Raw genomic sequence first — 24,984 nt, 5'->3', positions numbered from 1 at the left:
GACTCCGCCATGAACAATCCCGCCCATCCAGCCATTCCCGGCACGCAAGCCGACTGGAAACTCGACCAACCTTACAGTGCGCGCCATTTGCTGATCGTGCTGGCATTGCTGGCGGCCTTGCTCTATACCGGCCAGCGCACCGAAATGGACCGCATGGTGACCATGACGGGGCAAGCCGTGGGCAACCTGCTTGGCCTGAGCCCTGACTCGCAGGTGGTGCGCGGCCTGTCGCGCGTGGCCGAGTCGATGTGGCCCCCGGCGCTTGGCGAAAGGGAAGAAGTGGCGCGCTTGCCCGGGCTCGATCGCCGGCACTTGCCCATGTTCTCCCATATCGAAATCCAGGAGAACCGCGAACAGCACCTGAATCCGCAATCCCTGCAATGGGAAACCAGGCTGGAGCGCACCGAGTACCTGGTCAGGCCGATGGGCTATTTGTGGACCGTCTTCGTGAAGATGGTTGAGACCGTCGAGATCGCCATCTGGGGCACCGTGCTGTCGGTCCTGTTGTCGATGCCGCTGGCCTGCCTCGCCGCGCGCAACTACACGCCGAACCGGTTCACCTACACGCTGGCGCGCGCCTCGATCAGCCTGTTGCGGTCTGCGCCGGAACTGATCGTCGCCCTGTTCCTGGTCCTGGCCTACGGCTTCGGTCCGATCGCCGGCGTGCTGGCGCTGAGCCTGCATGCGGCCGGCTTTCTCGGCAAGTTCTACGCGGAGGACATCGAGCACGCCGACAACAAGCCACAGGAGGCGCTGGAAGCCATCGGCGCGGGAAAACTCAAGACGCTGTGGTACGCGGTAATGCCGCAGGTACTGCCGCAATACACGGCCTATACGCTCTACATCCTGGATCGGAACGTTCGCATGGCGACTGTCATCGGACTGGTCGGCGCCGGCGGAATCGGACAGGAACTCAAAGGCCGCTTCGACATGTTCCAGTACGGCCATGTTGCCACCATCCTGATTGCGATCTTCATCGTGGTGTTCCTGCTCGACCAGTTCTCGGCACGCGTGCGCGCGAGATTGATATGAGTCCATGCCAACGCCGTCCTTGGCAAAAACCGAGGCCAGACTCACCCGCCGAAATCGTCGATCGCGCATCCCGGAATACGCAGGCTCATCGCTGCCTGACGAAGCAGGTGGTGCACATGTGAGCGAACTCCATGAGGGCCCATGGCCGCAGAGGATCTGGCACGGACGTTGCGTCGGATGCTGCCGCTGCAAACTGGTTGCAGCCTCAGTGGAGTTTGATCTTTCGGGAGCGTCCGATGAAGAAAGTAGTTGTACGTGGGGCAGCCCTGGCGCTGTCCATTTGCGTACTGGCTTTCGGTGCTGGTACTGCGCAGGCGCAGGCATATCCATCCAAGCCAATCAGACTGGTGGTCCCATTTCCGCCGGCCGGTGCAACGGATGTCCTGGGTAGAGCGATTGCCCAGAAGTTGTCTGAAGGACTGGGTCAGCCAGTGACGGTGGAGAACCGGCCTGGTGCAGGCAGCACCATCGGCGCAGACGTCGTCGCCAAGGCGGCGCACGATGGCTACACACTGCTACTGGCGTCCGGTTCGCTTGCCATCGCATCCAACCTCTACAGCAAACTCAGCTTCGATATCCTGAAGAGTTTCACGCCGATATCGCTGGTAGGCCATGTACCCCATATGCTGGTCGTGAACCCTTCGGTCCCGGCGAATTCGGTGAAAGAACTGATCGCGTTGGCCAAAGCCAGGCCCGGGCAGTTGAGCGCCGCTTCGCAGGGAAACGGCACGCTGTCGCACCTTGAACTGGAAATGTTCAAGATATCCACGGGTGTCGACATACTGCATGTCCCTTATAAGGGCAGCAATAACGTCATGTCCGATCTGCTTGCCGGCAATGTCTCGGTGTTCTTCGACAGCGTTCCGTCGTCCATGCCGCTGGTGAAAGCCGGCAAGCTCAAGGCACTGGGGGTGGTCGGGACCAAGCGCCTGCCCACGAGTCCAGATATCCCGACGCTGAGCGAAGCCGGGTTGCCGGGATTCGAAGCCAAGAACTGGTTCGCGCTACTGGCACCGGCCGGCACGCCGAAGGAGATCGTGGAGCTGCTCAACGCGCAGGTGCAAAAGGCCGTTGCATCTCCGGACCTGGTTTCGCAGCTGGCAAGTCAGGGCGTCATCCTGGAAGGTGGCACATCGAAGCAGCTGGCGGCACTGATGCAAAACGACGTAGCAAAGTGGGGCAAACTCGTAAAAGCCGCAAACGTGCACCTGAACTGAACGCAGCGGGCATGCACACGCCATCGGGGACCACGCCGGCAGCAAATACTTACGGGGATTTCCTTTAATCGATCCTGGCACCGGAGAATTTCACGATCCTGGCCCACTTGACCGTCTCGCGGCGGGAGAGGTCCAGGAACTCCTCAGGCGTGCTGGGCGCGATTTCCGCCGGCAAGCGCCGTTGGCATAAGGGACAGGCCGCGCTCTTGCAGGCGCCAGGCGGAGCGCACCAGAGCGGGCCATCTCTTTGATAAAAGCGGATTCTCAGTCGTTGCGCGCCAGGCCCGGGGTGGAAGCAGGCATCTTGCGTGCGCGGGCCGCCTGCTCGAAACCATACGCGTATCGGATGAGTTGCGGTTCGCTCCACGGGCGACCGAGAAACTCCAGGCCGACGGGCACGCCGCGCGGGGCCTCCTCGGTGGGAGAAGAGAACCCGGCAGGCACCACCACTGCCGGGAATCCGGTCAGCGAAGCCAGAATGCCGTTGCGTTCTCTTTGGTCATACTCTCCGATCGGCACGGGCAGCCGCTTCTGATGTGGATAGATCATGGCATCGAGGTGGTTCTCCGCCATCACGTTGGCAAGCCGGATCTTGAGCGCGTCGATCTTTACCAGCCGGTCCTTGTAATCAGGCTCATTCAGGCCATTCTCGATGCCTTTGGCGGACTGCAGGAATTTGCTCAGGCTCGGATGCGTTTTCCCACTGGCGACGATGTCGTCCAGCGAATGTGCGGGAGCCTTGCTTCCGACATCCTTCAGGTACTGGTTCATGACGCTCTTGTATTCGTATTTCTGAACATCGAGCTGGCCGTTCAGCTTGTCGGTATCCAGCTCGGGTGTCGAGACCGGTACCATGACCGCTCCCTTTTTCTTCAGCACGTCAATCGCATGTGCCATGACGCGATTGACTTCCTCGTGATCGGTCCCGGTCCCGAACAGGGATTGCATCACACCGATGCGCACGCCTTTCAGTCCGTTTTTATCCAGGTATGCCGTATAGGTCCCGGGGATATGGCCCCAGCTCATTGCGGTCACCGGATCGGCTTGATCGTACCCCGCCATGACGTCCAGCATGCGGGCGGCATCAGCCACCGAACGCGTGATCGGGCCTGCCTCGTCCTGCGTGAAGGAAACCGGCACAATACCCGAGCGGCTGACCAGTCCAAGCGTAGGCCGAATCGACACTAGGCTATTGTTGGAAGCCGGGGAGCGCAGCGAATTTGCCGTATCCGAGCCGGTGCCGATGGCGGCGAAATTGGCAGCCAGTGCCGCCCCGGTGCCGCCGCTCGATCCGCCCGGGGTCAGTTTGAGGTCGTAGGGATTCTTGGTCTGTCCGCCCAACGAACTGACCGTCACCCCGCCCAGCGCGAATTCCTGAAGATTGGTCTTGCCGAGAATCACGGCGCCACTCCGCTTCAGCCGGCCCACCACGAATGCGTCTTCAGTGGGCCGCGAACCCGCCAGCGAAGCCGAGCCAGCGGTGGTCGGCATGTCGGCCGTGTTGTAATTGTCCTTCAGCACCGTTGGGATGCACTGCAGTGGTTTCAATTTTCCGCTGCGGTGGAATTCGCGATCCATTTCATCTGCCTGGGCCAGCGCATCTGGATTCATGTAGAGCATGGCATTCAAGGCGGGACCTTGCTTGTCATATGCGTGAATCCGGTCCAGATATCGCTGGACCAGCCCATGGCAACTCAGGCTTCCGCTCCTCAGCGCTTGATGAATGTCTGCGACCGAAGACTCCATAATATTGAAGGATTTCTCGGCAGAATATGCCGTGAATGGCAGGATTCCAGAAAGTAATGCCATCGCATTTGCCGCGAATCGGATCCCGAAAGAATATCTTTTTAAGCGCATAGATAAGGTCAGATGGTTCTGAAGTACAGCCCGCCAATCGAGGCTGGCATGGTGAAAATTTTTGATCGTTATGAAAGAGAAATCAGGATCGCCAGCCAGCTGTTATCTGAGATACCGTCGCCGTGCCGGCTTGAGAACCGCGATCGCGAGCAATGCAGTCGCAATGTCGAGGGTGATGGCAACACCAAACACGGGCATCCAGCTACCGAGCTTTTCGTGCATCAGCGCAGCGAGCGGTCCGCCCAGGATCGACCCGATGCCCTGGGAGATATAGAGCCAGCCGTAGTTGGTCGTGGCATAGCGCGTGCCGAAGGTATCGGTCAGCGTGGAAGGAAAGAGCGAAAAGATCTCACCCCAGCCCAGGAACACCACGCCGGACAGCAGCACGAACAGCACCGCATTCTCGCGCGTCAGCAGCCACAGCGCCATCGCCACGCCTTCCAGCGCGAAGGCGAAGCACATGGTGTTCTCCCGGCCCCAGCGGTCGGATACCCAGCCAAACAGCGGGCGCGTCAGTCCGTTGGTGAACCGGTCCAGCGTCAACGCCAGCGGCAGCGCGGCCATGCCGAGCACAGTCACGCCGGCAACGCCGAAGTCCTTCGCGAAGGTCGCCATCTGCGATGTCACCATCAGTCCTGAGGTGGACATCATCGTCATCATGGCAAAGAGCAGCCAGAACAGCGGCGTGCGCAGCATCTCGCGGGTTGGGACGTCGGCGGCGGCCCTGGCACCGGTGCGCGTCGCAATATGTTCGGGCAGCACCACGCCCTGCGGCGAACGAAGACCTTGCGAGGCAACGAAGCCGATCACGGCAAAGAGAAGGCCGAACTGCCACAACGTGGCCTCCAGTCCCTTCTGGGCCAGTGCCGAGGCGATCGGAAAGGTCGTGGCGATGGCACCCATGCCGTATCCCGCTGCGACCATGCCCACGGCAAGCCCGCGCCGGTCCGGGAACCAGCGCACCATCTGCCCGACGACCCCGACGTAGACAATGCCCGTGCCCAGGCCGCCCACGACGCCATAGGTCAGGTACAGCAGCCCCACACTGTGCGTTTGCGCCGCCAGTACCCAGCTCAGTCCCGACAGCACCGTGCCAAGCGCAATCAGCCGGCGCGGCCCGAAGCGTTCAATCAGCGCGCCCTGGAACGGCGAGAAGAATGTCTGCAGCACGATCAGCAACGAGAACGTGACCTGCAACTCAGACAGCGGAACCCCCAGCTTGGCGGCCAGCGGTTTTGTAAACAGCGTCCAGACATACTGCGGGCTGGAAATCGCCATCATGCACAGCATGCCAAGCGCCAGTTGTATCCAGCGCTCGCGCGCCGCCGGCAAGGCTAGGGCGGTACCTGTTGATGCGTTCTCTGCAACGGTATTCATCGGACTACTCCTTCAGACCAGCTTCGGGGATCGGACAAGGGGAACTGCGTAGAAGACCGGGACCTGCCGCGCGAGGCGCATTGGCAAGCGGCATCCCGGCGCGGATTACCAGGCGGCAACGGCGCCATCGCTGCGGGGATCGGCGCCACCTTCGTAGAGCCCGCTGGGGTGCAGCACGATGGCGCCGGCATGGCCCATGGTTTCGTCATACGGCTGCAAGAGCTCGATCTCGTGGCCAAGTGTGCGCAAAGCGTCGCAGGTCGCCTGCGGAAAGCGCGACTCGAGCTTGAGCGTGTCGGTGGTCTGGCCCCAAGTGCGGCCCAGCAGCCAGCGGGGGGCGTCGATCGCGGCCTGCGGGTTCATGCCGAAATGCACGATGCGCGAGAACACTGCGCTCTGCGATTGGGGCTGGCCGTCGCCGCCCATGTTTCCGTAGACCAGCGTGCGGCCGTCGGCCAGGCGCGCCAGGGCCGGGTTCAGCGTGTGGAACGGTTTGCGCCCCGGCATCAGCGGGTTGCGCGCGGCGGGATCCAGCGAGAAGCTGCAGCCGCGGTTCTGCCAGTTGATGCCGGAGGCAGGCAGCACGACGCCGCTGCCGAACTCGTGATAGATGCTCTGGATAAAGCTGACCGCGACGCCCTCCGCGTCGACCACGCCCATCCAGACCGTATCCGCTGGCCCCATGCCCTCTCCCCACGGCAGCGCCTGGTCGGGCCGGACCCGCGCGGCCGCGGCATCGAGCCAGGCCGGCGCAAGCAGGTCCCGTGGATCCACGTCCATGTACGCGGGATCGGTGATATGGCGGTCGCGGGCCAGAAAGGCCTGCTTGGTTGCCTCGACACAGGCATGGACGTAGGGCGCGCCAGTCGATGCCATGGCGCTCGCCGGCAGCAGATCGAGCAGGCGGTCCAGCTGGCCCAGGATCTGCAGCGACACCAGCCCCTGAGTGGGTGGCGGCATGTTATAGACGCGGCCGCGCGAGTGCGCCAGCACCAGCGGCGCCTTCCATACCGCGCGGTGTCCGGCGAGGTCCTGCAGGCTGAGCGGGCTGCCGACGGCGGCCAGGTCCTGCGCAATGCTGCGGGCCAGGTCGCCCCGGTAGAAATCGTCAAGCCCCGCTTCCGCCAGTTGCTCCAGCGTGGCAGCCAGGCGCGGCTGGCAAAAACGCGCACCGGCAAGCGGCGGCACGCCGCCCGCCAGGAACGTCTCGGCAAATCCGGTTATTCCAGAGAGCTCATGGGCCCTCGCCGCAATGCAGGCCGCCTGGCTATGCGTGACCGGAACGCCGTGGCGGGCATAGCCGATGGCATCGGCAAGCAGCCGCGACAGCGGCATGCGCCCGCCCAGCGTCTCGCGCGACCAGGTGCGCGCGGCATGCCAGCCGGACACCGTCCCGGCGACTGTGTTGGCCGCCATCCCGCCGCGGAACGGGATCGTCGCGAGGCCCGCTTCACGGTAGCGCTCGATGCTGGCAGCCCCTGCCGCCGCACCGCACGCTTCGAGGCCGCGGGGCGCCTCATTCGGGCGCGCGATCAGCCAGAAGCTGTCGCCGCCGATGCTGTTCATATGCGGGTAGGCAACCGCGATCGTGGCCGCGGCCGCGATCATCGCTTCGACGGCGTTTCCGCCTTCGCGCAGGATCGCCAGTGCACTCTGCGAAGCCAGGGCGTGCGGCGCGACCGCCATGCCGCGGCTGCCGCGGATGGGGTTCCGATGAAATGTCACAATGTGCTCCGGAAATTATGTATACATAAAATTCACGGAACACAACGCAAGGCCTGTGCCACGCCATCCCCTGCCACTACTGCAGGGCAAGCGATGCCGCGCCGGTCAAGGCGTTGCTAGCGATAGCGGGGAATTCCCCGACAGGGGAAGGTAACGGGAAGTGGGAAAAATTATGGCGCCGACGGCACCATATTGGGGCTTACCCGAAGCGCCTGCGACGCGGCGGTGCGTCGGTGGCAAGCGGGCGCTCGAGGTTGGTGCGGGCTTGTTCCAGCCGTTCGGTGGTCAGGCGGCTGACCTCGACGCGCCCTTCTTCGATATGGCCGGTCAACAACTCGACCGCCCGCGCGCCATCACAGGCCAGCAGCGCCGTGAGGATATTGGCGTGCTCCTCATACGTGAGGGCGATGCGCTCGCCGTAGGCAAAATCGAGGCGCCGGATGATCCGGATGCGGTCCGTGACCTGTTGATGTACCGCGGCTGCCTCCGGATTACCCGCGGCGCAGACGATGGCTCGGTGGAACGCCTCGTCCAGGTCGGCAACCTGGTTGCCGTCGGTCAGGCGTTCGGCAGGCGGGACTTGCCACGTGGCTGCCAGCACCTCCAGGCACGCGCGATCCACGCGCGGCGACACCGGCTGCTGGCACAGGCGCATGGCGGCATGGGTCTCCAGCAAGGTGCGCAGGTCATAAAGTGCCTCGAAGCGCGCCAGGTCGATCGGCACCACCTCCCAGCCGTTGCGGAAGTGCCCGCGCACCAGTCCTTCGGACTGCAGGCGCAGCAGCGCCTCGCGTACCGGCGTACGGGAGATGCCGAACCGCTCCGCGACATCGTTCTCGGAAAAGCGGTCGCCAGGCAACAGCCGGAACGCAAAGATGTCGTCCCGCAGGCTGAAGTAGGCACGTTGCGAACGGGACGATTCGCCGGTTATTGCCGCGCCGCCCTGGCGCTCCTGTACCTCTGGCGGAGAGCCTGGAAAGCCGGAGTCTGCTTGGGTAGCTGAAGAAGGGCCTGGCAGGGGCGTCGTGCGGCGCATCGGACTGACATCGAAATGGGCATCGCTTTGGCGGGCGGCAGAGCGACACGCGTGGCGTGCGCGAAAGCATACCACCGATTTGCGGGCATCCCGAAGACGTTGAAAACCGGCCGGACCGCACCGGGCCTCGGCCTGTGCCTGCGCGAGCAGGCACAGGCCATCAAAGCAGCGGACAAGGCGGCCAAGGCACCGCTGCCGTTGTTCCCGATCATGCTTGCGCTGAGCTTGTTGATCGCCATCGTGCAAGTGCGCTCTATCTCGGCCACTAACTGGACACACGATCCTTTCCGCCGGCGGGCACGAAGCGCCGCTGCCGCATCCATTTAGTGACGACCCATTTCTCGCCGGCCTGCACTGGCGCCCCCGCGTGCAGCGTCCTGCCGTCGAGTTGACCGGCCGCATCGCAGTACTCGAAATACACCGCATTGCCCTTGCGCGGCGAAACCGCGAAGCCGATCTCGGGAAACGTGGTCTCGCCGCCGGCGTCGACATCGTTGAGATACACGACCAACGTGCTGACCCGTTGCCCGCTGCGCGCCAGCGAAGCCCGGTTGGCCGCGTTGGTTGGCATCAGGAAGTCGTAGTGCGGCGTGCTTTGCGCGCCCACGCCATAGCGCAGCACCTGCAAGCCTTCGCCGTTCTCCACTGGCAGCCGCATCAGCGCGGAGATGCGCTGGTCGATGCGCGCCACCAGCGCGTTTTCCTGCAGCCGGAAGAACATGCCGTGGCTGGTGCGCTCGTCGCTAACCACTGTGAAACCCGTCGAAGGATCGACCGTAGTGGAGGGCACGAGCCGCGGCTGCGCCATCGCGACCAGCGCGTCGCATTCGTCATGGCTGAGCACGCCTTCGAGCACGGCGACCGCCGGATTGTCCATGCGCGACAGCACGCGTACCTCGCGATCGGTGGCGCCGAGCAGCGTGCCTCGTCCCAGTCGCGCCAGGCGCACGCCAGGAGCCGTCGGCTTGCCGCGGGACACCGTGATGCTGTTCCGCGGCAAGGGCGCGCCGTCGCGGTACGCGCGCTCGAAGGCAGCCACCAGCTCGCGCGCGACCAGCGGATCGTAGCCCTGCGAGGCCAGGGCCTGCGCCATTTCGCCGGGCGCGCCGCCGCGCTGCAGCCCCTGCGTGATCCAGTCGCGCAGCGCGGGAGGGAAGTTGATTAGGGCGAGCGTAGTCTCTGACATGGCAGGCAGGCTCCGTTCAGCTGAGATCGTCGTTCGGGGCCCATCCATCCGTCGTCAGGTGGAAGCCTTCGCGCAACTGCATCGTCCCGGCCCCTTCAATCACGCGCGCGGCCATCGGGAATGCGCGCAGTGCTTCCGGCGTTCGCATCCACGGCGCGGCCGCCGTCCCCGACGCCGAGCCGATGTCTGCCAGCACCGCATCGATGCCGACGTCGAGGCGCTGGGCCAGGTTGGCCTTCTCAATCGCATAGCTCGTGCCGTTCGCCTCGACGAGGCGCTCCACCTCGCTCGACAAGGGGCTGATCACGACACCCCCGCCGATCTGTTCATTCACCTGATCCAGCGAGGCGCGCAGCACCATCCGGCTGGTGACGGGCGCGCGCGTCCCCGTGTTCACGGCCGAGGTACCAATATCGGCGATCAACGAAGTGGGGCCGCTGACGTTCAGCTTGAAGGCGCCATGCGCGTCGGTGGTAGCCGGATTCTCCGAGCTCTCACACTTGCCGTTTTCATTGGCGTCAGCGCAGACCAGGGCGCCCTGATAGTACCCGGGTTTCAGCGTGGGCTCGGTCGCGCTGCCGGGGATGAAGCCGCTGGTCGCGACGACGCCGGCAATGGACTGCGTGCCCTGGCCCTGGCCCTGGCCCGGGTCCGTGCTGGTGCCAGCGCTGGTGCTGCCGTCTCCGCCGCATGCCGTCAGTATGCAGGCCGATGCGACCGCGGGTAAAACAAGAATACAGCGAGTTGATTGGAACGTTGCCATTCCTGGTCCAGAATGTTGGGACCTGCCCTTTTGATCAAGGCGGTCGGAATAATGTGAGGGAGTTGTTCTTGCGTGAGGCGCGACCAGTATTAGATGACGACATGACAATTCTGTGTCGAGGTGCAGTTAGCACAAAAAGGACCGGAGACGGGACGACGCATTGCGGAGGGACGCGCCGCCGCCTGGATCCGGCGGCGCGGTGTTAAGGATGTATTGACGTATGCAGATTGTGCGTGAGCGCGAATTGCGCTGCAGCAGCGGGCGGCTCAGCTTCAATCCCGCCGCACCATCAACGGGGTGGCGGCGGGACTGCGTAATAGCGGACTGAGCCAATGCGCGTTCAGCTCAGTCAGTGCGGGGCATGGCCCGGAGGAGCGACGCGCAGTGCCCGTTCAAAGATAGCGAGCGTATCAAGGAAGACACCATACCGAGGCGATTATCGACCCAACAGTACACGTTCAATCGATATCCTCAAGCCGTCCCGCAAATTCGACAAGACAACCAAAACCGCCGTGGAACAGAGCTTCGCGCTTATCCTCACGGACACCGGATTCCAGGACGCCAGCACCGGATCGCTCCGCATCATCCTCTGGTACATAGCCAAGGAAGCGTACGTTGGCGTTGTCCCAACGATTTCTGGCATTGGCGGACACGCCATATGCGATCAGGAAGTGGTACTTCGGAGCATCTATCGCCCGGCGCGTCAACTGCACCATGTCTCGATGACTGATCCAAGAGAAAAGGTGGCGTTCCACCGTGGGTTGGTCGTCTGGACGGAATGACCCGATACGCAGACAAGCCACTGACAGGCCATATTTGTCCGCGTAGAGACGGCCAAGCGCTTCGCCAAATACTTTGGACAGACCATAGCGGCTGTCCGGTCGCGGCATGACTCGGTCATCGATCATCCGATCACGGCGATGAAAGCCAACAGCATGATTCGAGCTGGCAAAAATCACGCGTTTGACGCCAGCCATGCGGGCCGCCTCGAACACGTTGTAGCAGCCTTCAATGTTCAGGCGGCGAATACGGTCCCATGTGTCCTCGTCGGGAATGCCGGCCAGGTGAACGACACAATCGATTCCCTGCATCGCATGCGCTAGCTGTTCGATGTCGGTAATGTCAGCCGTCACGACTTCCTCGCCGGCAGCGGCAGGCGCCTGGGATGCGACATCGGCAAGCCGTATCAGTTCGTACTGCCCTTGCAACCCTTTGCGCAGCGCACGGCCGATGTGGCCGGCAGCACCGGTAATCAAAATCCGCTTCATGTACTTATCCAAAATGGTGTGTGGTCGGCCTGCTTATGCAAGCCGGCACCTCTGACGGGAAGGATGGACAGCCGCCATCCTTGCTGAGGCAGCGGTGAACGCAAGCTATGCAGCGGACCTGCTCACCGCCGGTTGACTCTGTGTGGCGCGGCCATTGATCACGAATACCATGGCCAGTACGCCCACCACGTCGATGGTTGCGCCAAGCGCGAAGGCGCTGCCGTAGCCTCCGAAGTACTGAACCGCGAAGCCTGTTACGGTGGGGCCGATGATGCCGGAGATATTGCCCATGAGGTGCACAAAGCCACTGACGCCGCCCAGATGCTTCCCCGGAACGAGTTCGTGCATCAGGGCCCAGCAAGACTGAGAGGCGGCGGTCAGGAACAGCACCGCAGCCGCCACCAGAGCCACTGCTGTCGCTGTCTGCGTAGCGAAACTCACTACGAGCATGGCGACTGCGGACAAGGCGAGCGGCACGACCGCAGAGAGCTTGCGTGCATTCAGCGGGTTCTTCATGCGCTTGTAGATGAAATCGCCCACGAGGCCGCCGCCGAAATAGCCGATTGCGCCGCACGCCCAGGGAATCGTGCTCAGCATGCTCATCTGTTTCAGGTCAAGGTGCAGGGCATTGGTGAAATAGCTCGGCAGCCACGATACAAAAATGAACAGTGTGTAGTTCACGGCAAACAAGCCGGTGCCCAGCGCCAGTACGCTGGGCTTGAACAGATGCTCGCGCAGCGTCGTTCCGCGGTCGCCGTCGTCGGCTGGGTGCGCGGCACTGCGGCTCTCTTCGATCAGACGCAATTCGTCCGCGCCCACACGGCGGCTCTGTACCGGGCTATCGGTAACGAAGAAGCGCCAGAAGACGATCCAGATCAAGCCAATCAGCGCAATCACGACAAAGGAAATACGCCACCCGAAAGCGATTGCCACCAGTCCCACAATCGGGCCGGCAATGGCACTGCCGAGCGTTTGCCCCGAGAAGGAAAAGCCGATCATTCGGCCGGTTTCACTACGCGGGAACCAGTTGGTAATGGTCCGGTTGGTGGTCGAATTCATCGGCCCTTCGCCGAAACCAAATAGCGCACGCGTCACCAGCAGGGTCGTGAAGCCGGTCACGGCGGCGGTGAGTCCACACACCAGTGACCAGCCGCCCATCGCCCAGGAAAAAACGCGCTTGGGCCCGTAGCGGTCGGCAAGATGTCCGCCGACAAAAGCAAAGATGGAATAGCCAAAAAAGAAGCTGCTAAAGACAATGCCGAGCTCCGACGGGGAAATGTCCAGCTCTTTGCTAATAATCGGTGCAACGACGCCCAGCGCTGCGCGATCCATGTAGTTGATCATCCCGGCCGAAAATAGTAACCCGGCTACTACATAGCGATACTTTCCAGACATCATTGCCTCCAAAAACCTATACTATTTGTAAATAAAATTACAAAAAAATTATTTGCGAATTAATTGAGTGCCAAAAGACTGAGATTCAGCCGCCGACGGCGCCTTGCGTGTTGACATACAAGGCATAGATCGACTGGGAAGAAGCCATAAAGAGGCGATTGCGCATTGGTCCGCCAAAACAAAGATTGGCACAGCGTTCCGGAAGTGCGATGCGCCCGATCAGTCTTCCTGCGGGTGACACGCACATGACGCCGTCAAGATCGTCGCTGCCCATGCCCCAGCCACACCAGAGGTTTCCGTGAACATCGCAGCGCATACCGTCGAGGGTTCCTGCGCCCGCATCAAGCAGGATCCTTCCGTTGGCGATGCGCGTGCCACTGTCGACGACGTCATAGGCCCAGATCTTGCGCCCGGGCGTCCCGCGCGACTCGATGACGTACAGGATGCGCTCGTCGGCCGAGAAGCACAGGCCGTTAGGCCCCTTCAGTTCCGTTGTCATGACGGTCGGCGAGCCCGAGCCGGCGTCGATCCGGTAGACCGAATGCGGCAGTTCCGGGGTCGCGGCGCGACCTTCGTAATTGCCCTGTATCCCCATGGGCGGATCGGTGAACCAGATGGAGCCGTCGGATTTGACGACGACGTCGTTGGGCGAATTGAGGCGCTTTCCCTCAAAGCTGTCGATCAGCACCGTGAGGCTGCCGTCATATTCGGTGCGCACAACGCGGCGGCCGCCGTGCTCGCATGTGATCAACCGCCCTTGCCGGTCGCGCGTGTTGCCATTGGCGTAGCCGGATGGTTGCCGGTACACGCTGACCGCGCCAGTCTCCTCTTCCCACTTCATCATCCGGTTATTCGGAATGTCGCTCCACAACAAAAAGCGGCCATCGCCGAACCAGACTGGCCCTTCCGCCCAGCGGAATCCAGTTGCGATCTGCTCCACGGCGGCGTAGGCGATCCGGTATTTCTCGAACTCCGGTTCCAGCACCTGGATGCGGGGATCGGGGTAGCGTGCACTTGGTTGCCACATGACTACTTTCCTTCTGGCTGTTCCCGTATGTCGGAAATCAGCTCATGATGCCGATATGCCAGGGCACGAATTCGTTGTCCCCGAGCCCAAGCAGTTCGCTCTTCGACGCCTTGCCCGAAGCGGTACGCAGCATCAACTGGAAGATCTCTTCGCCGACCTGCTCAATGGTTTTCTCGCCGTCGAGAATCGTGCCGCAATTCAGGTCCATGTCTTCCTCCAGCCGGCGATACATCGGCGAATTGGTGGCCAGCTTGACGCTGGGGACAGGCTTGGCGCCGAACATCGAGCCGCGTCCGGTGGTAAAGGCGATCAGGTTGGCGCCGCCGGCGATCTGGCCGGTGGCCGAGACCGGGTCGTAGCCCGGCGTGTCCATGAATACCAGCCCGTGCTGCGTGACCGGCTCGGCGTAGCGGTACACCTCCATCAGCGGACCTGTACCGCCCTTCATCGACGAGCCCAGTGACTTCTCGAAGATGTTGGCCAGGCCGCCCATCTGGTTGCCCGGGCTGACGGCGCCGTTGATCTGCACATCGCGTCCGACGGAATAGTCCTCCTTCCACCAGCGCACGCGTTCCAGCAGCTTCTCGCCGACTGCGCGGCTGGCGGCACGGCGCGTCAGCGTGTGCTCCACCCCATAGATTTCCGGCGTCTCCGACAGGATGGCGGTGCCGCCGTGGTGCACCAGCAGATCCACGGCCGCGCCCAGCGCCGGATTGGCGGTGATGGACGAAAACCCGTCCGAGCCGCCGCACTGCAGGCCCACGGTCAGGTGGCTGGCCGGCACCGGACGGCGCTCCACGCGATTGACTTGCGGTAGCAGTTCCATGACCGCGGCAATGCCGGCCTCAATGGTCTGGCGCGTGCCGCCGCTTTCCTGCATGACGAAGGTACGCAGCAAGGGGCCAGGTTGCAGAGACTGCGTGTCGAGCAGGCCGTTGAGCTGGTTGCGTTCGCAGCCCAGCCCCACGATCAGCGCGGCGCCCAGGTTGGCGTGGCGCGCATAGCCGGCCATGGTCCGGCGCAGCAGATCCATCGGCTCGCCGGACATCTCCATGCCGCAGCCCAGCGAGTGACTGAACGCCACCACGCCATCGACGTTGGGGAAATCTGCCAGCCGCTCCGCCGTGAACCACTCCGCTATCTTGCGTACAACGGTAGCCGAGCAATTCACCGTGGAAAGGATGCCGAGATAGTTGCGCGTGCCCACCCGGCCGTCGGCGCGCACGATGCCGTCGAAGCTCGCCTGCCGGCCGGCCTCGACCGGGACCACGGGCTGGTAGTCGCGGCCGAAGGCGTAGTCCCGCTCGTATTCCTGGAAGCTGACGTTGTGCGAATGCACGTAGCTGCCCGGCTGGATATCGGCCGCGGCAAAACCGATGCACACGTTGTACTTCAGGATCGGCTCACCGGCCTTGATCAAGCGGGCGGCGATCTTGTGGCCGGCGGGCACCTGGCTGCGCACGCCCCAGGTTTCCCCCGGCACTTGCGCGCCGATGGCCACGTTCATGCGGGCTACCAACACGTTGTCCGCGGGATGCAGGCGGATGCAAGGTCCGATGATGCTCTTCTTCTGGGTTTCCATACTACTTTTCCTGGATTGCGGAATCGGATAAAGGCCAGGCGCCGCTCACTCGGGCTGGATGCCGGCGCTCTTCACCACGCTGGCCCACTTGGGGACTTCGGTGGCCATGAACTTGCCAAACTGTTCGGGACTGGTGCCGAGGATAGTGAAGCCCTGCTCGGCGAACTTGGCGCGCAGCCCAGGATCCTTCAGGGCTACGCTGACTTCGTCGCTGATCTTGCTGGCGATGGCCCTGGGCGTCCTGGCAGGCACGAACAGGCCATACCAGGTCAGCACCTCGAAGCGGTTCAGCCCCCCTTCCGACAGCGTCGGCACCTGCGGCAGCGCCTGGGCGCGCGCGAGACTGGACACCGCGATTGCCTTGAGCTTGCCGCTCTTGATGAACGGCGCAGCCACCGGCACGTTGGCAAACATCACCGGCACCGTGCCCGCCATCACGTCGGTCAGCGCCGCCGACTCACCCTTGTAAGGCACGTGCGTCAGGCCGATGCCACCCATCGAATCGAACAGCGCACCGGCAATGTGCTGCGGGCCGCCAAGGCCCGACGAGGCATAGCTGCTCAGCTTGCCGGCGCGCGCGAGCGCGATCACGTCCCGCGCCGTACTGGCCTGCACCGACGGGTGCACCACCATCACCAGCGGCATCGACACCACTTGCGTCACCGGCATGAAGTCTTTCAGCGGATCGAAGGGCAGCTTTGCATACATGCTCGGCGCGATGACCATGGTCGACTGCGACGCCAGCATGATCGAATAGCCGTCGGCGGCCGACTGGGCCAGGTTGGCCGCCGCGATGGTGCCGGTGGCGCCGGGCCGGTTATCGACGATCACAGTCTGGCCGGTTTGCCTGGCGAGCTGGGCGCCAAGTTCGCGGGCCACGATGTCGGCGCCGCCGCCGGGGGCGAAGCCCACCACGATGCGGATAGTCTTGGTCGGATAGGCGTCGGCCGCGCCTGAAGGCGCGGCGCAGAGTGTCGCGACGATGCCGGCAATCGACGCGCAGAGCACAATGCGGCGGCGCTCATCGCTGACCCGGCGGCTGACGGGCGTGGTTGGGGGCGTGGTGGGCATGGACTGTCTCCTGGTTGTTATGTCCTGCTTTCAGCACTCGTCCATCGCAGATCTTTGTCCACGGATGGGGCGATGCTCCTGTTATCGATTCAGGCCGCGTTGTTTCCTGCGGAATCCTGATTTGATTTGAGACAGATTTTAGAAACTGGCAGAATGCAAAAACAGCATTGACCGCCTTGTTCAATCAATAGAATTTTTTTGTTATGGACACCCGCTACCTGCAGAGTTTTGTCGCCGTGGTCGAGTACGGTTCCTTCGCGGAAGCCGCGCGTCGCCTGGGCCTCACGGCAGCCGCCATTGCGGCGCGGGTCCAGGCGCTGGAGGACGCGCTGGATACCCCGCTGGTTCAGCGCGCGGGCCGCACGGTGCTGCCGACCCAGGGGGGCTTGCGCATCCTGCCCAAGGCGCGCGCGGTGGTGCGCGACGTGCGCGACCTGAGCGCGGTGGCGCATGACGACAGCCTGGTGGGAGAACTGCGGCTGGGCGTGTCGACTTCGTCGTTGACCGGCCTGTTGCCGCCGATACTGGAAGGGCTCTACACGGCGCATCCGCAGCTGAAGATTTACGTGGAGCCAGGCGCCTCTTCGCACCTGTACCGGCGCATCGTCTCGGGTGAACTGGACGCTGGCATCATCGTGGCACCGCAGTTCACGATTCCCAAGGCATTCGCCTGGCAAGTGCTGGTGGAAGAACCGTTCATCGTGCTGGCATCGCAGGCCATGGCCGGCCGCGGCGCGCATGACCTGCTCGCCGGCGAGCCGTTCATTCGCTATGACCGCGCCGTGTGGGGCGGCATGGTGGCAGACCGCTACCTGCAGGAGCACAACATCGTGCCGCAGGAGCGATTGGAGATCGATGCGCTCAATGCCATCGCCACCCTGGTCCACCAGGGCATCGGCGTCTCGCTGGTGCCGGACTGGACGCCGCCATGGCCCGAGGGCCTGAAGGTGGCGCGGATCCCGCTGCCCGGGCGGGCGCCGGTGCGCAAGGTGGGGTTCCTGTGGTCGCCACACGGCGCGCACGCCGCCCTGTCGCAGGCATTCCTGGAGTTCGGCATGGCCTCGCGGCGTGCACGGGGAACCTGAACGCGCGGCCGCCGCAATGACGGCGCGGGCGCGCGTTGGCGCCCACAGCGTTTAGCGGCCCGCGCCTTCGCCTTCCGTCCAGGCCTTGTACCGCGCCTTGTTCTCCTCATTGGGCGGATACAAGCCGGGCAACGGCATGCCGCGCTCCACTTCCTGCATGATCCAGCCCTCCAGGCGCTCCTGTTCCACCGAGGCGGCAATCACTTCGTCAAGCATGGCGGCGGGAATCAGCACCGCGCCGTCCTGGTCCACCACGATGACATCGTTGGGGAACACCGCAACGCCGCCGCAGTCGATGGGTTCCTGCCAGCCGACGAAAGTGAGACCGGCGACCGAAGCGGGTGCCGCTGCGCCCTGGCACCATACCGGCAATCCCGTGCCCAGCACCCCAGCCACATCGCGCACCACGCCGTCGGTCACCAGCCCGGCCACGCCGCGCTTGCGCAGGCGCGCGCACAGGATATCGCCGAAGATGCCTGCATCGGTCACACCCAGGGCGCCCACCACCGCAATGCAGCCGGCCGGCATGTCCTCGATGGCCGCGCGCGTGGAAATCGGCGAACCCCAGGAGGCCGGCGTGGCCAGGTCTTCGCGCGCGGGCACGAAGCGCAAGGTAAAAGCGCGGCCGACCAGGCGCGGCTGTCCGGGTGCCAGAGGCCGCGTGCCGCGCAGCCAGACGTTGCGCAGGCCATGCTTGAGCAGCACGGTGGTCAGGGTTGCGGTGGTCACGCCTTGCAGCGCCTTGATCACACTTTCGTCGAGGGGAAGCGATGTGGTCGCCATGATGTTTCCTTGTTGCATTTGGTTTGGGGATTAATCTGCCAGTGCCGCGCGCGAGTCATGCCTTGCGAGACGCCGCAGCAGATGCTCCACTTCGTGCCGGGCCGTCGCCGACATGGCCGCCGCTGGCTTGCGCTGCGCCGCGGAGGCGAGGAGCCCACGGCGCATCATCACGTACTTGCGCACGGCCAGGCCGGCACCGGGCTGCTGCTCATAGCGCAGCAGCGGCAGGTGGCCATCGAAGAGATCGTGCGCGGCCTCGCGCTCGCCCTGGGCCGACAAGCGCACCAGGTCGCAGAGCATATCGGGGAAGCTGTAGCCGGTATTGGCGCCATCCGCGCCGCGCTCCATTTCATAGTCCAGGAACAGCCCGTTGTTTCCACAAAGAATGGAGATGTGCCGCATTGAACCGTCCTTCTCGAAAGCGCGCAGGGCGGAGATCTTTTCCAGGCCGGGCCAGTCTTCGTGCTTGAGCATGACGCACGAGGGCAACTCGCCGACGATGCGGCGGATCACGCCGGGCGTCATCTGCACCGAGAACGTCAGCGGATAGTCCTGCAGCACGAACGGCACGTCGGCGCCGATCGCGTCTACCGCCTGCCGGTAGTAGCCGACGATCTGGTCGTCGGTGCGCAGCGTGTTGGGCGGCGCGATCATGACGCCGGCCGCACCCAGGTCCATCACCTCGCGCGTCAGCGCGCGCATGGCGGCGAAACCCGGCGCCGAGACCCCGACCACCACCGGCAGCCCGCCCGCGCGCCGGATCATGCGCGCGGCCACGTCGATCGACTCGGCGTGCTCGAGCTTGGGCGCTTCGCCGAGTTGGCCGAGCACGGTCACGCCGGTCGCGCCGCAGCCGAGATAGAAGTCCATCAAACGATCGATCGAACTCACGTCGATCGATCCGTCGTCCAGGAATGGAGTGGGCGCGATGGGGAAGACGCCCTTGGCGTCAGCGGTCAACAGCATCTTTGGGTCTCCGCGAAAGCTGGTGTTGGGTCGGGTCGGTCGTGCCGGGGCGCGGGGGGCAGTTCCCGCGAGCCTCAGATACTCTGGATAAGGCCGCCGTCGATGCGGATGGTGGAGCCGGTGATATAGCCGGCGCGGTCGCTGGCCAGGAACGTCACCGCATCGGCATATTCCTCCGGGCGGCCGTAGCGGCCCACCGCGATGGCCGCGGTGCTTTCAGCCGACACCTCCTCCACCGGGCGCTGCTCGCGGCCGGCCTTGACTTCATCCAGGAAGCGGATGCGGTCGGTGGCGATGCGCCCCGGCAGCACGATATTGACCGTCACGCCGTCTCGGCCGACTTCACGCGCCAGGGTCTTGGACCAGCCCACCAGCGACAGGCGCAGCGCATTGGAAATGCCCAGGTTCGGAATCGGCGCGACCACGCCGGACGAGGTGCTGGTGACGATGCGCCCCCACTGCCTGGCCCGCATGCCGGGCAGCACCCGGTCGGTGATCGCGATCACCGACAGCACCATGCTTTCGAAGTGCTTGCGCCACAGTGCCGGTTCCTGGCCGAACGCGGTGGTGGGCGGCGGGCCGCCGGTATTGTTGACCAGGATATCGACCTGGCCAAACTGGGCCTCGATGGCGGCGACATGGGTCTCGATCGACGCCAGGTCCGCCAGATCCCAGGTGCGCGCAAGCGCCGTGCCCCCCTTGGCGACGATCGTTGCCACGGTGCGGCTTGCCGCTTCCTCATTGACATCGGCGACCACGACCTTCACACCCTCCGCCGCCAGCGCCAGCGCGATGGCGCTGCCCAGGCCGCCGCCGCCGCCCAGCACCAGTCCTACCTTGCCTTCGATTCCTAGTTGCATGAATACCTCGCTTGAATATCTTGAAACGCCTGGATTGACAAATTACGTTCGCCGCGCGCTCGATTGAGCTGCCGCGCCAGGGCCCGCCCTCACGCCACCGCCACCGCCACCGGCGTCAGCGCCGTTCGCCCTGCCAGCACGGCTTGCACGTTGTCCAGCATCAGCCGCAGCATCACCGCGCGCGTTTCCCGGGTGGCCGTACCCGCGTGCGGAGACAGCAACACGTTGGGCAGCGCGGTCAGCGGCGAATCGGCCAACGGCTCGAACTCGAACACATCGAGCGCCGCGCCCCGGATCGTGCCGGCTTGCAGGGCCTCGCAGAGTGCCGCCTCGTCGACCACGCTGCCGCGCGCCAGATTGAGCAGGTAGCCGTCCGGCCCCAGCGCAGCCAGTAACGCGGCATCGACCAGGTGGCGATTCTGTTCGGTCGCACGGCAGGTGAGGAGCAGGATGTCCACCGACGCAGCCAGCGCGATCGGGCTCTCGCAATAGCGGTATGGCAGGCTTGCTCGCTGCGTGCCGGTGTAGGCCAGCTCCACGCCGAAGGGCGCCAGCCGCTGCGCAATGCCCGTGCCGATGCGACCGAGCCCGATGATGCCGACGCGCTTGCCGGCCAGGCTGGTGGTGAGCGGGAAGTCGTCCTCGCGCCAGGCGCCGCCGCGCACATGGCGATCGGCGGCGGGAATCCGGCGCAGCAGCGCCAGCAACAGGCCGATGCCGAGTTCGCAGACGGCCGCGTCCAGCACCCCGGGCGTGTTGGTGACCACGATGCCGCGCCTGGCGGCATGGGCGACGGGGATGCCGTCGTAGCCCACGCCGGAAGTCGCAATCACCCGCAACGCAGGCAGGCTGTCTATCACCGCCGCGGGTACCTGGTAATTGCTGCGCGTGACGATGGCGCGCACCGCGCCGCGCAAGCCGGCGTCAGCCGCAATCTCGGCCTCGGAGACGCAGCGGAATGCGGCGTCGATCGCGTCTTGCTGCGCAGCTTCAAAGACGCCGATGCGCAGCACGGGCTCACGTGTATCGCTTGTCATGTCCCCCCCTTCTTACTCAGGTGCCTTGCCGCGCGTTTCGGGCGCGCGCAGGAAGTCGAAGTCGACGCCCTGGTCGGCCTGCGTCACGGTCTGCAGGAACAGCTTCAGGTAGCCGCGCGGCGCGCTCGGCTCAACCACCGGGGCGGCCGCGCGGCGGCGCGCCAGTTCCTCATCCGATACCAGCAGGGCCAGCTCGCGGCGGCTCACGCTCAGGCGGATGCGGTCGCCAGTCTGCACCAGCGCCAGCGGCCCGCCCACGGCGGCTTCGGGGGTCACATGCAGCACCACCGTACCGAACGCGGTGCCGCTCATGCGTCCGTCGGAAATCCGCACCATGTCCTTGACACCGGCCCGCGCCAGCTTGCGCGGGATCGGGATATAGCCGGCCTCGGGCATGCCGGGCGCGCCCTTGGGGCCGATGTTCTTCAGCACCAGGATGTCATCGGCGCTCACGTCGAGGTCGTCCAGGTCGATGCGCTCGATCAGGTCCTGCGCGTTCTCGAACACCACCACGCGGCCCTCGTGCTCCATCAGCTCCGCGCTCGCCGCGGACTGCTTGATGATGGCGCCGCCAGGCGCCAGGTTGCCGGCGAGCACGGCAATGCCGCCTTGCGGGTAGATCGGGTTGTCGAAGCTGCGCACCACATCCTGCGCGAAGCCCGGGCCGGCATTGTCTATCTCCTCGCCCAGCGTGCGCCCCGTGACGGTCAGCGCATCGAGGCGCAGCAGCGGGCGCAGTTCACGCAGCAAGGTGGCCATCCCGCCGGCCTTGTGGAAGTCCTCCATATAGTGCTGGCCGTTCGGCTTCAGGTCGAGCAGCACCGGGGTTTCGCGGCCCATGCGGTCAAGCGCCTGCATATCGATATCCAGGCCCATGCGACCCGCGATGGCCGCCAGGTGCACGATGCCGTTGGTCGAGCCGCCGATGGCCAGCAGCACGCGCATGGCATTCTCGAACGCGGCCGGCGTCAGGATGCTGTCGATAGTCAGGCGCTCGTGTGCCATCGCCACGGCACGTGCGCCGGTTTCCTCGGCAATGCGGATGCGGTCGGCGGTCACGGCCGGCGGCGTGGCGCTGCCTGGAAGGCTCATGCCCATCGCTTCGGCCAGGCAGGCCATGGTACTGGCGGTGCCCATCACCGAGCAGGTGCCGACGCTGGCCACCAGCTGGTTGTTGACCTGCGAGGCTTCCTCCGCGTCGATTTCCCCGGCGCGGAACTTGCCCCAATAGCGGCGGCAGTCGGTGCAAGCACCGACCCGCTCGCTGCGGTGCGAACCCGTCAGCATCGCGCCAGTAACCAGTTGGATCGCGGGCACACCGGCAGAAGCCGCGCCCATCAGCTGCGCAGGCACGGTCTTGTCGCAGCCGCCGATCAGCACCACCGCATCCATCGGCTGGGCGCGGATCATTTCCTCCGTATCCATCGACATCAGGTTGCGCAGATACATGCTGGTCGGCGCGGCAAAGCTCTCGTGGATGGAGATGGTCGGGAATTCCATCGGCAGCCCGCCGGCAAGCATGATGCCGCGCTTCACCGCATCGATCAGCTGCGGCATGTTGCCGTGGCACGGGTTGAATGCGCTGCCGGTATCGGCGATACCGATCACCGGGCGGTCGAGTGCTGCATCGGTATAGCCCGAGCCCTTGATAAACGCCTTGCGCAGGAACAGCGAGAACCCAAGGTCGCCATAGTTGGTCAGTCCCTTGCGCAGGCCTGTATCCCCGGAGGAAGCGTCCGGTCCTTTGGGTTTATTGGTGGTCATGGTTCGTGGTCGGTTCAGCTATCGGAATTGATATGGGCGTCGGTGATGACCTTCTCCCAGCGTGTGACTTCGGTACGCAAGCGCTCGGCCGATTTTTCAGGGCTGGTTGGCGGCAAGGCATAGACACCCTGTTTCAGGAACTGTGCCTTGACGTCGGGCAATGCCAGAATCCTGGCCAGCGCCGCATTCAGGCGCTCAACCACCGGCGCGGGCGTGCCCGCCGGTGCCAGCACGCCGAAGGTGGAGCTGACGTCCAGGGTAGGCATGCCGCTCTCTGCGGCAGCCGGCACGTCCGGCAGCATCGAGATGCGCTTGGGTGCTGCCACGGCAAGCGCGCGCAACTGGCCTGCCTTGATGAACGGCTGCGCGGCCGGCACCGTCTCCACCATCATGTTGACCTGCCCGGCCACCAGGTCTGTCATGGCTGGACCACTGCCTTTGTACGGCACGTGGGTCATGTCGATATTGGCCTCTTTCTTGAAGATCTCAGCCGCCATGCGCTGCGGGGCGCCGGCACCGGAAGAGGCGTAGTTAAGCTTGCCGGGATTGGCCTTGCCGTAGCTGACCAGTTCCTGGAGCGTCTTGACCGGCACCCTCGGATTGACCACCACGACCAGTGGCACCGAGCCAACGACCATCACCGGGGCGAAGTCCTTGAGGATGTCGTAACGCAAGTGCCCTTTTTCCAGGGTCGCCATGGTTGCATGGGAGGTCAGTGCGCCCATCAGCAACGTATAGCCGTCTGGCGCGCTGCGGGCGACCACTTCCGCGCCGATGTTCCCGCCCGCGCCGCCCCGGTTGTCAACCACCACCTGCTGACCCAGCACTTCGCCCAGGCGGGTGGCAACGATGCGGCCGATCACGTCGGTGGCGCCGCCCGGCGGATAAGGCACGACCAGCCGGATCGGCTTGTCCGGATAGGCCGCGAACGCGGCCGGGGCACTGGTGAAAGCGGCCATGGCGGTGAGGGCCAACAGCCCTGCCCGCAGCAGGGTGCGACGAGTCGCATTGGTGGTAGGGAAATCCATGTCGTCTCCGGTCTCTTGTTGTCAGCGCACCCACAGCCGGGGATGCGTCATGCACGGAGTTTGACGAAGACGGAAGGCGAAAAAAAGCGATCTCCAGACCGATTAACCAAAAGATTATTTTGGTTTCCGCGGCCCCCCAGGGCCGCTCGCTGCTAAACGGGCCGACCCTGGCCGAGGCCGGCTTGGGGGGCTACGCTTGGCGTAACCCGCGTTAGCGGAATGAATGCGGAAACGAGCCGGGCAGCAGGCCAGCGTCACTTAGCATAGCTGTACACCGAGGCTCGCGAGACGCCCAGATGCTGCGCGACGATCTCCATGGCTCGGCGCACCTCCATACAGCCCGACTCCTTGAGCTCGCGCATCAGTGCGCGACGCTCTTGCGCCTTGAGGGAACGGGGCGTGGTCGCAAGCCGCGCAGCGAACTGGTCAATGCGGCGCCTGATGGCCTCGGCGCCGGCCGGATCGAGCGATTCGCTCACACCTGCAGCAGAGCCGACGCTGCCAAACTGGTTCAGCGCATTTTGCAAGCCTCGGAAAAGCGTCAGGTCTACATTCATGCACAAGGCCGCCACGTAGCGACCACTCGAATCCTTGATGCCTATGGACGTGCTCTTTGCCTGGCGGCCATCGGCGAACTGATTCGCGTAGTTCGCGATGACTTGCGGAAACTCCGGATCGGCAATGCGTGCGATACCGAGTTCTGTGGCCGGATCGCCAACCTTGCGGCCCGATAGATTGTTGTGGATCGCCAGGATGGCCTGCTTTGGATGCAGCAGGTCATGTACAACGACTTCACAGAACGGTGCCAGGGTCTCGCCGAGACCCTGCGCGACCTGCTCAATTTGTTCAAGCAGCGCTTGCTGCTCCGCCGAAAGTTTTTTCATTTGGAAATAATATCTAAAATCAAGATATTACGTCAAAGAAA

21 protein-coding genes are annotated in these 24,984 nt (G+C 64.2%); 3 read left to right on the top strand and 18 right to left on the bottom strand.

Annotated features, from left to right (window positions below; translation table 11 throughout):
- Window positions 1–9 precede the first annotated feature (9 nt).
- Both phnE and AC3WL8_RS18480 read left to right on the top strand, forming a co-directional pair.
- The gene (gene phnE, locus AC3WL8_RS18485) at window positions 10–1,032 is read left to right on the top strand and encodes a phosphonate ABC transporter, permease protein PhnE (RefSeq protein WP_114135014.1); all 1,023 of its coding nucleotides are present in this window, start codon (window positions 10–12) and stop codon (window positions 1,030–1,032) included.
- Between the two features lie 236 nt (window positions 1,033–1,268).
- Window positions 1,269–2,249 (top strand): Bug family tripartite tricarboxylate transporter substrate binding protein, encoded by a 981-nt coding sequence (locus AC3WL8_RS18480; RefSeq protein WP_153954063.1) that lies wholly within the window; start codon window positions 1,269–1,271, stop codon window positions 2,247–2,249.
- Window positions 2,250–2,513: 264 nt separating this feature from the next.
- Here the strand turns inward: AC3WL8_RS18480 and AC3WL8_RS18475 are convergent, their stop codons facing one another.
- The 11 genes from AC3WL8_RS18475 to AC3WL8_RS18425 all read right to left on the bottom strand — a co-directional run bounded on the left by AC3WL8_RS18475 (window position 2,514) and on the right by AC3WL8_RS18425 (window position 16,536).
- Window positions 2,514–4,058, bottom strand: a complete 1,545-nt coding sequence (locus AC3WL8_RS18475; protein ID WP_492378524.1) for an amidase family protein — start codon at window positions 4,056–4,058, stop codon at window positions 2,514–2,516.
- Between the two features lie 150 nt (window positions 4,059–4,208).
- Window positions 4,209–5,483, bottom strand: a complete 1,275-nt coding sequence (gene oxlT, locus AC3WL8_RS18470) for an oxalate/formate MFS antiporter (RefSeq protein WP_153954061.1) — start codon at window positions 5,481–5,483, stop codon at window positions 4,209–4,211.
- Window positions 5,484–5,588: 105 nt separating this feature from the next.
- Window positions 5,589–7,169 carry a gamma-glutamyltransferase family protein gene (locus AC3WL8_RS18465; protein WP_153954087.1) on the bottom strand — a complete coding sequence of 527 codons (1,581 nt, stop codon included), beginning with the start codon at window positions 7,167–7,169 and terminating at the stop codon, window positions 5,589–5,591.
- Between the two features lie 238 nt (window positions 7,170–7,407).
- The gene (locus tag AC3WL8_RS18460; RefSeq protein WP_371827399.1) at window positions 7,408–8,490 is read right to left on the bottom strand and encodes a GntR family transcriptional regulator; all 1,083 of its coding nucleotides are present in this window, start codon (window positions 8,488–8,490) and stop codon (window positions 7,408–7,410) included.
- Window positions 8,491–8,509: 19 nt separating this feature from the next.
- A complete protein-coding gene (locus AC3WL8_RS18455) occupies window positions 8,510–9,430 on the bottom strand; it encodes a 2OG-Fe(II) oxygenase (protein ID WP_153954060.1) in 921 nt (306 codons plus the stop codon).
- A 16-nt stretch (window positions 9,431–9,446) separates the two neighbouring features.
- Window positions 9,447–10,193 carry a hypothetical protein gene (locus tag AC3WL8_RS18450; protein ID WP_492378523.1) on the bottom strand — a complete coding sequence of 249 codons (747 nt, stop codon included), beginning with the start codon at window positions 10,191–10,193 and terminating at the stop codon, window positions 9,447–9,449.
- A 458-nt stretch (window positions 10,194–10,651) separates the two neighbouring features.
- The gene (locus tag AC3WL8_RS18445; protein WP_211981348.1) at window positions 10,652–11,461 is read right to left on the bottom strand and encodes an NAD-dependent epimerase/dehydratase family protein; all 810 of its coding nucleotides are present in this window, start codon (window positions 11,459–11,461) and stop codon (window positions 10,652–10,654) included.
- 105 nt (window positions 11,462–11,566) lie between these two features.
- Window positions 11,567–12,859, bottom strand: a complete 1,293-nt coding sequence (locus AC3WL8_RS18440) for an MFS transporter (RefSeq protein ID WP_211981349.1) — start codon at window positions 12,857–12,859, stop codon at window positions 11,567–11,569.
- Between the two features lie 82 nt (window positions 12,860–12,941).
- Entirely contained in the window at window positions 12,942–13,883 is a 942-nt protein-coding gene (locus AC3WL8_RS18435) for an SMP-30/gluconolactonase/LRE family protein (RefSeq protein ID WP_153954053.1), read from the bottom strand.
- A gap of 37 nt (window positions 13,884–13,920) precedes the next feature.
- Window positions 13,921–15,465, bottom strand: coding sequence for a UxaA family hydrolase (locus tag AC3WL8_RS18430; protein ID WP_211981352.1), 1,545 nt, complete (start codon window positions 15,463–15,465; stop codon window positions 13,921–13,923).
- Between the two features lie 45 nt (window positions 15,466–15,510).
- Entirely contained in the window at window positions 15,511–16,536 is a 1,026-nt protein-coding gene (locus tag AC3WL8_RS18425) for a Bug family tripartite tricarboxylate transporter substrate binding protein (RefSeq protein WP_153954051.1), read from the bottom strand.
- A gap of 203 nt (window positions 16,537–16,739) precedes the next feature.
- Between AC3WL8_RS18425 and AC3WL8_RS18420 the strand changes: the two genes are divergently transcribed.
- Window positions 16,740–17,621: a LysR family transcriptional regulator gene (locus tag AC3WL8_RS18420; RefSeq protein WP_153954050.1), complete on the top strand. Its 882-nt coding sequence runs from the start codon at window positions 16,740–16,742 to the stop codon at window positions 17,619–17,621.
- Between the two features lie 51 nt (window positions 17,622–17,672).
- On the opposite strand, the gene AC3WL8_RS18415 is transcribed toward AC3WL8_RS18420, so the two are convergent.
- The 7 genes from AC3WL8_RS18415 to AC3WL8_RS18385 form a co-directional block, all read right to left on the bottom strand.
- Window positions 17,673–18,404 (bottom strand): ribonuclease activity regulator RraA, encoded by a 732-nt coding sequence (locus AC3WL8_RS18415; RefSeq protein WP_153954049.1) that lies wholly within the window; start codon window positions 18,402–18,404, stop codon window positions 17,673–17,675.
- 30 nt (window positions 18,405–18,434) lie between these two features.
- Window positions 18,435–19,370, bottom strand: a complete 936-nt coding sequence (locus AC3WL8_RS18410; RefSeq protein ID WP_211981354.1) for a dihydrodipicolinate synthase family protein — start codon at window positions 19,368–19,370, stop codon at window positions 18,435–18,437.
- A 74-nt stretch (window positions 19,371–19,444) separates the two neighbouring features.
- Window positions 19,445–20,230, bottom strand: coding sequence for an SDR family oxidoreductase (locus tag AC3WL8_RS18405; protein WP_153954047.1), 786 nt, complete (start codon window positions 20,228–20,230; stop codon window positions 19,445–19,447).
- 89 nt (window positions 20,231–20,319) lie between these two features.
- On the bottom strand, window positions 20,320–21,267 hold the full coding sequence (locus tag AC3WL8_RS18400; RefSeq protein WP_153954046.1) for an NAD(P)-dependent oxidoreductase: 948 nt from the start codon (window positions 21,265–21,267) through the stop codon (window positions 20,320–20,322).
- A gap of 12 nt (window positions 21,268–21,279) precedes the next feature.
- On the bottom strand, window positions 21,280–23,031 hold the full coding sequence (locus AC3WL8_RS18395; protein WP_153954045.1) for an IlvD/Edd family dehydratase: 1,752 nt from the start codon (window positions 23,029–23,031) through the stop codon (window positions 21,280–21,282).
- A 14-nt stretch (window positions 23,032–23,045) separates the two neighbouring features.
- Window positions 23,046–24,059, bottom strand: a complete 1,014-nt coding sequence (locus AC3WL8_RS18390; RefSeq protein ID WP_211981356.1) for a Bug family tripartite tricarboxylate transporter substrate binding protein — start codon at window positions 24,057–24,059, stop codon at window positions 23,046–23,048.
- A gap of 254 nt (window positions 24,060–24,313) precedes the next feature.
- Complete coding sequence (locus AC3WL8_RS18385; RefSeq protein WP_153954043.1) at window positions 24,314–24,943, bottom strand: helix-turn-helix transcriptional regulator; 630 nt, start codon at window positions 24,941–24,943, stop codon at window positions 24,314–24,316.
- Window positions 24,944–24,984: the final 41 nt, after the last annotated feature.

It is taken from the genome of Cupriavidus sp. FW305-F7 (genome assembly GCF_058782875.1).
Note: the sequence above shows the minus strand (reverse complement) of the source record. Positions and strands in the feature narration are given on the sequence as shown.

Bases quoted from the DNA above. Each gene is read 5' to 3' on its own strand.
- AC3WL8_RS18450 (WP_492378523.1), bottom strand. From the start codon at position 10,193: ATGGCAACGTTCCAATCAACTCGCTGTATTCTTGTTTTACCCGCGGTC.
- AC3WL8_RS18475 (WP_492378524.1), bottom strand. From the start codon at position 4,058: ATGGCATTACTTTCTGGAATCCTGCCATTCACGGCATATTCTGCCGAG.
- AC3WL8_RS18465 (WP_153954087.1), bottom strand. From the start codon at position 7,169: ATGGCGGTCGCGCCGCACGCCCTGGCTTCGCAGAGTGCACTGGCGATC.
- AC3WL8_RS18480 (WP_153954063.1), top strand. From the start codon at position 1,269: ATGAAGAAAGTAGTTGTACGTGGGGCAGCCCTGGCGCTGTCCATTTGC.
- AC3WL8_RS18390 (WP_211981356.1), bottom strand. From the start codon at position 24,059: ATGGATTTCCCTACCACCAATGCGACTCGTCGCACCCTGCTGCGGGCA.
- AC3WL8_RS18410 (WP_211981354.1), bottom strand. From the start codon at position 19,370: ATGCTGTTGACCGCTGACGCCAAGGGCGTCTTCCCCATCGCGCCCACT.
- AC3WL8_RS18385 (WP_153954043.1), bottom strand. From the start codon at position 24,943: ATGAAAAAACTTTCGGCGGAGCAGCAAGCGCTGCTTGAACAAATTGAG.
- AC3WL8_RS18445 (WP_211981348.1), bottom strand. From the start codon at position 11,461: ATGAAGCGGATTTTGATTACCGGTGCTGCCGGCCACATCGGCCGTGCG.
- AC3WL8_RS18420 (WP_153954050.1), top strand. From the start codon at position 16,740: ATGGACACCCGCTACCTGCAGAGTTTTGTCGCCGTGGTCGAGTACGGT.
- AC3WL8_RS18395 (WP_153954045.1), bottom strand. From the start codon at position 23,031: ATGACCACCAATAAACCCAAAGGACCGGACGCTTCCTCCGGGGATACA.
- AC3WL8_RS18440 (WP_211981349.1), bottom strand. From the start codon at position 12,859: ATGATGTCTGGAAAGTATCGCTATGTAGTAGCCGGGTTACTATTTTCG.
- AC3WL8_RS18415 (WP_153954049.1), bottom strand. From the start codon at position 18,404: ATGGCGACCACATCGCTTCCCCTCGACGAAAGTGTGATCAAGGCGCTG.
- oxlT (WP_153954061.1), bottom strand. From the start codon at position 5,483: ATGAATACCGTTGCAGAGAACGCATCAACAGGTACCGCCCTAGCCTTG.
- AC3WL8_RS18425 (WP_153954051.1), bottom strand. From the start codon at position 16,536: ATGCCCACCACGCCCCCAACCACGCCCGTCAGCCGCCGGGTCAGCGAT.
- AC3WL8_RS18435 (WP_153954053.1), bottom strand. From the start codon at position 13,883: ATGTGGCAACCAAGTGCACGCTACCCCGATCCCCGCATCCAGGTGCTG.
- AC3WL8_RS18400 (WP_153954046.1), bottom strand. From the start codon at position 21,267: ATGACAAGCGATACACGTGAGCCCGTGCTGCGCATCGGCGTCTTTGAA.
- phnE (WP_114135014.1), top strand. From the start codon at position 10: ATGAACAATCCCGCCCATCCAGCCATTCCCGGCACGCAAGCCGACTGG.
- AC3WL8_RS18430 (WP_211981352.1), bottom strand. From the start codon at position 15,465: ATGGAAACCCAGAAGAAGAGCATCATCGGACCTTGCATCCGCCTGCAT.
- AC3WL8_RS18405 (WP_153954047.1), bottom strand. From the start codon at position 20,230: ATGCAACTAGGAATCGAAGGCAAGGTAGGACTGGTGCTGGGCGGCGGC.
- AC3WL8_RS18455 (WP_153954060.1), bottom strand. From the start codon at position 9,430: ATGTCAGAGACTACGCTCGCCCTAATCAACTTCCCTCCCGCGCTGCGC.